Raw genomic sequence first — 10,659 nt, forward strand, 5'->3', positions numbered from 1 at the left:
AAAAAGGCTGATTTTCATATACCAAGCCATAAACTTTTTATAATGCTTTTAAAAAGAACTATTGATTGTTTAGTCCTTTTCATCTTCGGGTTCTAAGCCTATTATGTTATTGTCGATTGCTTTCAAAGTATTTAAGATTTTATCTGCCTTTTCTTTTGCTTCAAGCGCCTTTTTATATCCTTCAGCTGCTTGTTTATATCCTTCTTTTTCTTCTTGAGCTATACCCCATAATGCTTTAAAGATTGGTTGCATTTCAGCTTTTTTGCTTGCTTCTATAAGACCTCCGTGTTCCTTTTTCATTTCGTGAGTGAGATGAGAAGCGTTTTTATTTTTATTATTTGTGTTCATAAAAATCCTTTACAATTAATTGAAAACTTTTCATTATAATAGGCTTGGGCTTAGCTTAAATGATGTAAAAAAAATTTGAGATCTTATGATTTTATGTGTGGTTTTAAAGCAACTTGTTTAATTGATTTAGTATTTTTAAGAGTAAGGGATATGAAATGAGATTATCCCAAGCTCTATTTTAAAGTTTTTCTAATAGCCCAAGCAACGCCCTTTTATACTCTAACGCTGTTGTTTCATCCTTGCCTTCAAAGCGAGTGACTAAATAGGGGGTGGTGTTGCTTGCACGAATAAGCCCAAAACCATGTTCAAAAACCACCCTCACGCCATCAATGCTGATGATTTCTTTGATTTTAGGGAAATGGCTTGGCGGGTTTTTAAGCGCTTCTTGTAAGCTGTGAATGATTTCAAATTTTTCTTCTTCGCTCACGGCGATTTTTTCTTCAGGCGTGGTGTAGGAATAGGGGAGGTTTTTAATGGTGTTTTCCAAATCGCTTGGACTTTGTTCAAGCAATAATTCTAAAGCCCTTAAGCATGCATAAAGAGCGTCGTCATAGCCAAAATAACGCTCTTTAAAAAAGATATGCCCGCTCATTTCAGCCGCAAAATGCGCGTTGGTTTCTTTGAGTTTGATTTTTAAATTGCTATGCCCGGTTTTATACATGAGTGTCTTACCAAAGGTATTAATCGTGTTATACATCACTTGAGAGCATTTGACTTCGCCTATCACAAAGGGGGTGATGCCTTGAGCATGCAAGCGTTTAGCGAATAAAATCGCTAATTCATCGCCCGCATAAATATGATGAGAGCTTAACATCGCAATCCTATCCGCATCGCCATCAAAAGCAAAGCCTACTAAAATAGCGTTTTCTTGCATGTGTTTTTCTAAATCTTTTAAGTTTTTCGCTTCGCTAGGGTCTGGGTGGTGGTTAGGGAAATTCCCATTAGGATCGCTATAAAGGCTGCTAAAATCAATGTTTAAAGCCTTTAAAATCGGCTCTAGCCCTAACGCTCCCACGCCATTACCAAAATCCAGGGCGATTTTGTATTTTAGATTTTTTAAATGCTTAAAATCCTTGATCAAATAGCGCTGATACGCTTCTAGGGCATTGACTTTCTTTGGTGTTTCTTTTAGGGGTTTTATTTCATGCTTGGCGCTTAAAAGCGTGTCTTTTAAAGCCTGAATGTCCTTGCCATAAAACGGGTTTTGGTTGAGCGTGATTTTAAAGCCGTTGTATTCTTTGGGGTTGTGAGAGCCAGTGATCATGATGGAATTGGGGCATTGAATACCATTGATTTCATTAAAGGCTGCAAAATACGCTACCGGTGTGGGAATTAGCCCTAAATCATACACTTTCAAGCCACTTGATTGCAGCCCCGCGCTCAAAGCTTCAAACAAAAAGCGCCCATGCGTTCTCGCATCATGCCCTACAAACACGCTTTTATCGCATGCTCGCATGATTTTCCCTAACTCCACGCCGATACTAAAAGCCCCCTTCTCATCTAAAGTGGTGGGGTAAATGCCTCTAATATCGTATTCTCTAAAAATGCTAATGTCCATGTCATGACTCCTTGTTTTTGAATAAATTTAAACCCTGTTCGCATAAATTTTGCCATGCGTTTGTTTGATCTTTTTGTTTTAATTGAACGCATTTTTCTAAACTGGCTCTGGATTTTGCTTTTTGATTGGTTAGATCTAGTAAGCTGGATTGCAAGTATAAGGCTTTTTGGTGATCTTCTAAAGAAAGCCTGCGGTTTAAAAGCTTGTCTAGCGTTTCTAACGCTTTTAAATAGTCTTTGGTGGTTCGATAAGCGTTAATTAGGGCAAATTCGCTAAAGGGCGTGTAAGAATAATCCTTGTAAGCGTCTTGGAGTTTGAGTAAGCTTGTGGCATAAATTTTGACGCTTTTAGGGTCTTTTTCATTCTCTAGCAATTTAAAATAAACCAACGCCATGCGTTTATCGTCTTTGAAATATTTTTCTAAAAATGCATACAAATTGAGGGCCAATTCTTTTTCATTGTTTTGCATGTAATCTGAAAATAAAACAAAGGCAATATCATAAAATTCTTTTTTATTCAAGCTTTGAGCGAGGATTAAAGCGTCTTTAGAAGCCAAAGTGGAATTTTTAAAATCCCCTAAGCGGTAGTAATTGCGCCCCAAACGATAAAGCCATATTAGTTTCTCGCTAGGGGTTTTAGCCGCTTTTAAAGCGTTTAGGGCAATAATTTGCGCTTTTTCTTTGAGCGATGCGAAATACAAGCAATCAAAGGCTTGGATTTCTTCTTTGGGGTTGAATTCAAAGGCTGTGATTTGGGATAAATATTTTAAAGCTTCTTCACAACGATGATTTTCTAATGGGGTTTTAGCAAGGATATTGAGCGTTTTTTGGATCAAGGGAGAATTTTTAGGCAAATTTTTTTGCATGCTTAACACTTCAGCGTAACGCTTATTTTCAAACAACAGTTGGGCTTTCAATTCTAAAGCCTTCAAGGCTTCATTAGTGTTAGGGAAATTTTGAATGATTTTATCGTAGTGGGCGATTTTTTCTTGCGTGTTCCCCTCCATGGAAAAAAGGGCTTCTTCATCGCGCGCTCTAACGACAGAAGCTCTATCCAATCCTGCATGATCTTGCAAATATTGCAGATTGTAAAGATGGGCGTTTTTAAAATCCTTAATCCTTGCATACAACGCCCCTAAATCATAGAGCGCTTGCTCTTTAGCTTTCAAATCATCATCTTGATTGAGGAGCAAGTGAGCGATCTCAATCGCACTTTCATTCATCTGGGTTTTTTTCAATAGCTTGAGCAAATCTAGGGCTAATTCGCTGTGTTGAGAAATATAATCAGGGTTGGATTGAACCACCTTATCAATGAGGTATTTAGCGTTATTAAAATTTTGATAGTTTATCTCTGCTTCAGCCCAATTAAGCGCGATTTCACTCGCGCTCTCTTTGTCTTTAGCGTTAGAAAAAGCTTCTTTAAAAAGCATGTTAGCGTTACTCAAATTAGAAGCTTCAGCCGCTTCAATGGCTAAATGCATTTGGGCTAAGGGAGCGTAGCGGGAGTTTTTGTATTCTAAAAGGATGCGTTTGTAATAACGCATAGCCTGTTTGTAATTGTTGTTTTCATTTAAAGCTTTGGCGACATAGTATAACGCTTCAGGGATATTGGGATCGGCTGGATAATTTTTAATCCACTTAGTGCCAATATCTATGAGTAAGGTTTTTTTAATCCCTAATTTACCCAGCGCAATAATTTCTAATAAATACAAATCTTTTTTAAAAATCGTTTGAGGGTAATTTTTAAACGCGCGGCTGATCGTGCGCAAAGCGTCAAAATAGGCTTGCGAATCCATTTGTTTTTTAGCTTCTAAATAAGCGTTTAAATCGTAGCCCTTTGTGGTGAGTAGGGGTTTGTTATTCACATCTAGCTCTTGAATGATAGGGGTTTGAGCGTCTTTAATGACAATGGGGAAATTCAAGCCTTTTTGGGTGTTTTGGGGTTTTTCGCTCAAAAAAGGGATGTTTTGATCATAGCCTATGATTTGCCACATTTTGGCTTTAGGATCGTTTTCCACAAAAAGGGGGATCGCTTTTTTATAATCCCTGTCAAAGGAAAAAAGGGTGAGTCTTCGCATCACTTTGGGTTTGATGTGTAAAATGAATTGTTGTTGGCGCATAGAATAGGTGATATTGAAAAAAGCGTTTTCTAAAGGGGTAAAACCCTCTTTAGGAATGGAGTCTATCACGCATTCTATGGGGCGCTTAGCGCGTATAATAGATAAAGACGCTTCAATCCCGCTTGGCGGTTTTTCATTAGTATAAAAGCAAGAAAACACCTTATTGTGTCGTAAGGTTAAAACCGAAAAATCTTCCCCCCCTTCTTTGCCTTGCGTGAGCGTCAAGCTTAAGGCATTGAGAGAATGGGAGAGCAAGCCCATTAAAAGAAAGATTTTTGACTTAAGCCACAAACTCTAAAAGCCCTCGCATCATAAAAACAGAAAACAAACACGCTAACGCCATGGCAATAATGACCGCATAAATAGGCATGGTAGCGTTTTGGGTGTAAATATCGTTTTGAGCGTAGCTTTGGGCTTGTAAGGGCTTATTGAAAAACATCGCCACGAGCCAACGGAAATAATAAAACGCGGCCACCGTGCTATTAACTAACATCACCACCGCTAAAAGAATGTGATTGCTTTCTAGTGCGCTTTCAACGGCTAAAAATTTCCCCCAAAACACGCTAAAAGGCGGGATTCCTGCAAGCCCAAAAACAAAAATAGCACCCAAGATCGCCACTAAAGGGTGGGTTTTGATAAGGCCGTTGAATTTAGAATAGGGGTGATCGTAACGTTCATCCCATGTTTTTTCCCGGCTTTTTAAGAGCCATAAAAGGCCAAAAGCCCCAATGTAAGTGAATGCGAACATGAACCAATAAACAAACATCGCTTGTTGGCTGTCTTCAGTGTGGATAAACACGCACGCTAAAGCGAACCCAGAATGCGAAATGGAGCTATAAGCGAGCATTCTTTTCACATCTTCTTGCCATAAAGCAATGAAATTAGGGATGGTGATAGTCATAAGGATCAAAACATAGAAAATATCTTCTACCCAAGCGATACGGGTGTCTATAAACGCTCCAAAAAGGCGAGTCGCTACCACAAAGCCAGCGATTTTAGGCACGATGGAAATATAGCTCGCAAAGACCGGGTTATTGCCCTCATACACATCAGGCATCCAGGTATGGAAAGGCACTAAAGAAACCTTAAAGCCAATCGCTCCAATCAAAAAAATAGCGCCCATCGCAAAGAGCATGGGGTTTGTGATACCCTCAGTGTGTAAGTATAAGGTAATGACTTCAAGATTCAAGCTCCCTGTAAGCAAGTAAAAAGCCATCGCCCCCATAGCAAAAAACGCGCTCGCCATCGCCCCCATAGTGAAATACTTGATTCCTGCTTCCAAGCCGTAGCGTTTATCGCTCAACGCCATTAACACACAAAGGGGTAAGGACGCTGTTTCTAACCCAATAAGGATTAACAATAAATGGTTGCTTGAAACCATGAATTGAAAGCCAGCGGCAATAAACAAGTATAAGGAATAAAATTCAGCGGTTTGAAATTCGTTGAAGCGCTCTTTTGAAAGGGCTAAGAAAATGAGAAAAAAGGCTGAAATCAAGACAATGCTTTGAGAGATGAGCGAGAGAGTATCCAAGCTCAAAAACCCAAAAAAGGCGTTTTCTTGCTCTTCTAACCCTAAAACCACCAAAAAATCCAAAACCAAAAAGAGCATGCATAAAAACACATTCAAATTGCGTGAAAACCTGGAAGTGAAAGCGTTGATTAAGAGCGTGAAAATCCCCCCACACACCAACACCAGCATGGGTAAAATGCTCTCAAAATTAAAGCTATCAAAAGAGATGTGGAGACTATCTATTAACATAAGAGACCTCTTTTATCTTAGTGTCCAATGAACCTAAAAAAGGGAGCGAGCGGATTTCTATCACTTCTAAAAGCTGCTTAGAGCCTTGCTCAATCGGTTTTAAAAGCGCTTTAGGATAAATCCCTAAAATCAAAATCAAAGCTAAAATCACGCTTAAAACCCCTACCTCACGAGCGTTTAAATCTTCAAACACGCTGATTTGATTGTTCCCGGCTTTCAAATTACCAAAGAAGACATCTTTATATGAAGTGAGCATGTAAACCGCTGAGAGGATGATGCTTGTCCCGGCAATGATAGCCAAAAGAGGGTAAGTGGCAAAAAACCCTAACAAGCTTAAAAACTCTCCCACAAAACCAATGCTTAAAGGCATGCCCACATTCGCCATTAAAACGATCATAAAAAAGGCTGCAAAAATAGGAGCGCTTTTAGCGATAGATCCAAAGCGAGCGATTTCTAAACTACTGGCACGATCTTCTAAAATACCAGCGAGCAAAAACAATCCCATGACGATAATGCCATGCGCAAACATCATAAACACTGCCCCTGAAATCCCCTCAACATTGAAAGAAAAAACCCCAAGCACCACGACTCCCATGTGCGAGAACGAGCTATAAGCGATGAGGGTTTTTAAATCCTTTTGAGTGTAAGCTAAAAAACCTCCATAAATGATCATGCACAACGCCACAATGGCTATGGGGGTTAAATAAATTTCTGAAAGCTCAGGAAAAAGCGGGAGCAAGAAGCGTAATAAGGCGTAAGTCCCCATTTTAGAAAGCAAGGCTGAAAGCATGACAGAGCCTAAGGTAGGAGCGTTAGAATACGCATAAGGCAACCATGTGTGTAAGGGAAAGAGCGGGATTTTAACCGCAATCCCTATTAAGAAAGCCACAAAGAGCCAGGTTTTAGCCCCACTAGAAAAGTTCAACTGATACCAATCTAAAATATCAAAACTCATCATGCCGTAATTGCTGGCGTAGTAATACCCGATGTATAAAATGCCCAAGAGCATGCATAATGACGCTAAAAAGGTGTAGAGAAAAAACTTCATGCCCGAATAGATTTTGTTATTGCGCCCAAAACGACCGATGAGGTATAAAACCGGCAAGAGCGAGATTTCCCAAAAAGCGTAGAAAAAGATCATATTAAGAGAAGAAAACACGCCCATTAAAATCCCTTCTAACAATAATAGACAAATCGCAAAGTCCTTACGACGCTCTTTGACATAAATCACGGATAAAAGCACCACGATAGCGTTTAAGAGCAATAAAAAGAGCGCGATGCCATCAACGCCCACATGGTAATTCACGCCAATTTGATAGACTAATTCCTTCATTTCTTCAAACTGCATGCCGGTAACTTGAGTATCAAACCCATGCCATAACAACAAAACCAATAGCAACTCAATCAAAGCGATGACGATCGCATACGCCCTGCTCGCTTGATCGCTCATAAAGAACGCCAATAGCGCACTCAGCATGGGGAAAAAGATCACCACGCTTAAAAGATGTGCATGTAAATACTGCATTGTTTATCTCCAAAAAACAGCCACAAACGCTAACAAGATTAAAACCCCGGCCACCATGAAGCGCAACATGGAAGTTAAATTCCCATCTTGACTGATCCTAAACACACGCCCTATAACAAAAACGCTTCTCCCTATAGTGTCCACTATCGCATCAATGATCCTTAATTCCACGACTCGGTGCAAGAATGAAGCGATAGCACCAAAAACTTTTGCAATCCCTTGATAGAGCTGCGGGATATAGTATTGGTTGAGCAAGAGCTTGTATAAAAAGCCCCCCTCTTTTTTGGAAGTGATACCATTTTTATATTTAAATATGGCATAGGCGATGCTCAATAACACCACTATGGTGGTGATACTGATTAAAAGAGCGAGCGGGACGGGATACTCTTCAATACTAGGGATCACTTGAGAAATAAAATGGAAAAACGGCTCTTCAAAAAACCCGGCAATGACCGCTAAAACCCCTAAGGGCAGCATGCTTAAAAGCATGAAATTTTGAGCCTCATGGGGGTGGTTGATTTCGTGCTGTTTGGGTGCAAAAAAGACAAGCATGATGAGTCTGAAGCTATAAAAAGCGGTAAAGATCGCTCCAATTAGAAGAACAAACCATAAAATGTGGTGGTGCATCCCAAAAGCCACTTCTAAAATTTTGTCTTTAGAAAAGTATCCTGCGAAAGGGTAGATCCCGCACAAAGCCACTGATCCTATAATCATAAAGATCGCTGTGATTTTCATAGGCTTGTATAAAGCGCCCATTTTAGTAATATCCAAATTGTCTTCCATCGCATGCATGACATTGCCCGATCCTAAGAAAAGGAGGGATTTGAAAAACGCATGCGTAAAGAGATGGAAAAGCGCGATCGCATAAGCCCCAAGACCGGCCGCTACAAACATATAGCCTAATTGAGAAAGCGTGGAATAAGCCACAATGCGTTTTAAATCCTTATTGACTAAAGCCATGCTCGCTCCAAAAAGAGCCACAAACGCCCCTAAACATGCGATAAAATAGCCCACTTCAAACACCGTGCTATACAAGGGATTGGCTCTAATGACTAGATACACCCCAGCGGTTACCATTGTCGCTGCATGGATGAGAGCGGACACAGGGGTAGGCCCCTCCATAGCGTTGGCTAACCATGTGTGCATAGGGAATTGTGCGCTCTTGCCCATAGCGCCAATGAAAAGAAACACGCTAATGAAAAAGAGCATGGAATAATCGGTGTTATTGAGCATGCTAAAGACTTCTTTATACTGGAGGGTGCCAAAATTCCAAAAGATCAAAATAATCCCCATGAGCATGCCTAAATCCGTGATTCTGTTCATCACAAAGGCTTCAATAGAAGCGTTATTCGCGCTTGTTTTATGATACCAAAAGCCAATAAGCAAGTAAGAACATAGCCCCACCCCTTCCCAGCCAATGAAAAGCCCTAAAAAATTATCGCTCAACACCAACACCAGCATGGAAAACACAAAGCCACTAAGGTAGGAAAAATAGCGGTTAAACCCTTCATCATGTTCCATATAACCTATGGAATACACATGCACTAATAAAGAAACTAAAGTAACCACGACAATCATGACTGCATTGATATTATCCAGCATGAGAGAAAAGCCGACTTTAAAATTCCCCACCACGATCCAGTCAAATAAATATTTTTCATAGCTTTGATGATGCCATGCTTGAATGAAAAGGATTACCGCACCAATGAAAGAAACCAGCACGCACAAAGAATTGAAAACGCCCACATGCAACGCTTTAGCTTTAGCCCCAAACAGCCCTGCATAAATCGCACCGATTAAAGGCAAAAACAACACCACTGACAGCAAAGAAGAATAATATTGCATGCTCAACCTTTCATAGCGTTTAAAGAATCAATATCTAGGCTTTTGAATTTCTTAAACCACAAAATCACCAAGCCCAAACCAATAGCCACCTCACTAGCGGCAATAGCGATAATAAAGAGCGCAAACATCTGCCCGTCTAAATTGTGCGTGTATTTAGAAATCGCTACAAAACCGATATTGATCGCATTGAGCATGATTTCTGTAGAAAAAAAGAGCAACAGAATGTTTTTGCGTTTCAGCATGCCCGCTAAACCAATGCAAAAGAGCAACCCTGAAACAATCAAATAGTGGTTTAACCCTATCATAGAGATTCCTTTATAAATTGTGCATGGCTTTTCCCATGGATTTTTTGGATCCCTGTAGCGATGCCTCCAACCATAGCGACTAAAAGCATTAAAGCCGCCGCTTCAAAAGGAATGAGATAATTGGTGAAAAGCACATAACCAATCGCTTTAATGTTGGGGATTTGCGCATCAATAGCGTTGGAATTGACTTGCTTAGAAAGGTTTTCGCCAATGCTAGGAGCGCTTAAAATCAAGGTGAGCAATACCGCCACGCCAAATGAAAGCGTGCACAAGATTTTAGGGCTTTGCTTGCGTTCAATGACTTCTGCAGCGGAGTTGAAAAACATCATGCCAAACGCATACATCACAATGACCGCACCCACATACACCGTGATTTGCACCACGCCCAAAAACTCAGCGTCTAGCAAAAAGAAAAAAGCAGAGATAAAAACCATGCTGCTAGCAAGAGCGGTAATGGCATAAAGGATATTCGTGGTGGTGATCACCACTAACGCCATGCTCAAAGTAAGGATCGCAAAGAAATAAAAGGCAATGGTTTCAAACATTTTCATCCCCTTTATGGCTTTCTGGGTTTGTTGGAGTTTCTTCTTTTGATTCTTCTTTTGAAGGCTCTTGGACATAATCTAAAGGGGTGGCTTGCATGCGTTCGTTGTAATTAGGACTTACCGCACCAAAGCCTAAAAACTCGGCATGCGAGCAGTTTTTAGCGTCTTGTTCGCTCGTTAAAAACTCGCTTTTAGAGCCGTATTGGGAGCGTTGGGTGCTAGCGTTTTCAAACCGGTTCCCCATAACAATCGCTAATTCTGGGCAAACTTCCGCGCACAACCCGCAATAAATGCAACGCCCCAAATTGATCGTGTAAGAATCGATCTTTTTGCGGTTGTCTTCGCCTTTATGCGTGATGATCCTTATGCAATTGCTCGTGCAAATCTTTTCGCACAGCCCGCAGCCAATACACCTTTCAGAGCCTGAGTCTAAAAGCCGTTGCAGATTATGCACCGCGCGATAGCGTGGGCTTAAAGGGAGTTGCTCCATAGGGTAATGGATGGTTACGCTTGGGCTAAAAAATTCCTTGATTGTAAGCCCTAGCCCTTTGAATAGATCCAAACCCAAGCTTGTTTTAATGGTGTCTTTAAATTGCTCGGTTGCGCTATGGACTTCGGCTCGTTTAGGAAGTTGCTTGTATTCTTGTTTGGCCAT

Annotated in this window: 9 protein-coding genes; all 9 read right to left on the reverse strand. The window is 40.5% G+C overall.

The annotated features are described in order from the left end of the window. Positions 1-69 precede the first annotated feature (69 nt). Positions 70-348, reverse strand: a complete 279-nt coding sequence (locus tag EAL87_RS04200) for a hypothetical protein (RefSeq protein ID WP_120913158.1) — start codon at positions 346-348, stop codon at positions 70-72. A 178-nt stretch (positions 349-526) separates the two neighbouring features. Further along, positions 527-1,906 carry a phosphomannomutase/phosphoglucomutase gene (locus EAL87_RS04205; RefSeq protein WP_120913160.1) on the reverse strand — a complete coding sequence of 460 codons (1,380 nt, stop codon included), beginning with the start codon at positions 1,904-1,906 and terminating at the stop codon, positions 527-529. A gap of 1 nt (position 1,907) precedes the next feature. Beyond that, the gene (locus tag EAL87_RS04210; RefSeq protein ID WP_120913162.1) at positions 1,908-4,316 is read right to left on the reverse strand and encodes a DUF7494 domain-containing protein; all 2,409 of its coding nucleotides are present in this window, start codon (positions 4,314-4,316) and stop codon (positions 1,908-1,910) included. Further along, positions 4,306-5,784: an NADH-quinone oxidoreductase subunit NuoN gene (gene nuoN, locus EAL87_RS04215; protein ID WP_120913164.1), complete on the reverse strand. Its 1,479-nt coding sequence runs from the start codon at positions 5,782-5,784 to the stop codon at positions 4,306-4,308. The genes EAL87_RS04210 and nuoN overlap by 11 nt, the downstream gene beginning before the upstream one ends. After that, entirely contained in the window at positions 5,771-7,309 is a 1,539-nt protein-coding gene (locus EAL87_RS04220) for an NADH-quinone oxidoreductase subunit M (protein ID WP_120913166.1), read from the reverse strand. The genes nuoN and EAL87_RS04220 overlap by 14 nt, the downstream gene beginning before the upstream one ends. Positions 7,310-7,312: 3 nt before the next feature. Further along, positions 7,313-9,154, reverse strand: a complete 1,842-nt coding sequence (gene nuoL / locus EAL87_RS04225; RefSeq protein WP_120913168.1) for an NADH-quinone oxidoreductase subunit L — start codon at positions 9,152-9,154, stop codon at positions 7,313-7,315. A 2-nt stretch (positions 9,155-9,156) separates the two neighbouring features. Further along, positions 9,157-9,459: an NADH-quinone oxidoreductase subunit NuoK gene (gene nuoK / locus EAL87_RS04230; RefSeq protein ID WP_000579758.1), complete on the reverse strand. Its 303-nt coding sequence runs from the start codon at positions 9,457-9,459 to the stop codon at positions 9,157-9,159. After that, positions 9,456-10,004, reverse strand: coding sequence for an NADH-quinone oxidoreductase subunit J (locus EAL87_RS04235; protein WP_120913170.1), 549 nt, complete (start codon positions 10,002-10,004; stop codon positions 9,456-9,458). The genes nuoK and EAL87_RS04235 overlap by 4 nt, the downstream gene beginning before the upstream one ends. Further along, the gene (gene nuoI, locus EAL87_RS04240; RefSeq protein ID WP_039091374.1) at positions 9,997-10,659 is read right to left on the reverse strand and encodes an NADH-quinone oxidoreductase subunit NuoI; all 663 of its coding nucleotides are present in this window, start codon (positions 10,657-10,659) and stop codon (positions 9,997-9,999) included. The genes EAL87_RS04235 and nuoI overlap by 8 nt, the downstream gene beginning before the upstream one ends.

The organism is Helicobacter pylori (genome assembly GCF_003636935.1).
GTDB classification, from domain to species: domain Bacteria; phylum Campylobacterota; class Campylobacteria; order Campylobacterales; family Helicobacteraceae; genus Helicobacter; species Helicobacter pylori_CH.

Excerpts from the sequence above, each read along its gene's own strand:
- EAL87_RS04200 (WP_120913158.1), bottom strand. The coding sequence starts at position 348 with ATGAACACAAATAATAAAAATAAAAACGCTTCTCATCTCACTCACGAA.
- EAL87_RS04205 (WP_120913160.1), bottom strand. The coding sequence starts at position 1,906 with ATGGACATTAGCATTTTTAGAGAATACGATATTAGAGGCATTTACCCC.
- nuoN (WP_120913164.1), bottom strand. The coding sequence starts at position 5,784 with ATGTTAATAGATAGTCTCCACATCTCTTTTGATAGCTTTAATTTTGAG.
- EAL87_RS04220 (WP_120913166.1), bottom strand. The coding sequence starts at position 7,309 with ATGCAGTATTTACATGCACATCTTTTAAGCGTGGTGATCTTTTTCCCC.
- nuoL (WP_120913168.1), bottom strand. The coding sequence starts at position 9,154 with ATGCAATATTATTCTTCTTTGCTGTCAGTGGTGTTGTTTTTGCCTTTA.
- nuoK (WP_000579758.1), bottom strand. The coding sequence starts at position 9,459 with ATGATAGGGTTAAACCACTATTTGATTGTTTCAGGGTTGCTCTTTTGC.
- EAL87_RS04235 (WP_120913170.1), bottom strand. The coding sequence starts at position 10,004 with ATGTTTGAAACCATTGCCTTTTATTTCTTTGCGATCCTTACTTTGAGC.
- nuoI (WP_039091374.1), bottom strand. The coding sequence starts at position 10,659 with ATGGCCAAACAAGAATACAAGCAACTTCCTAAACGAGCCGAAGTCCAT.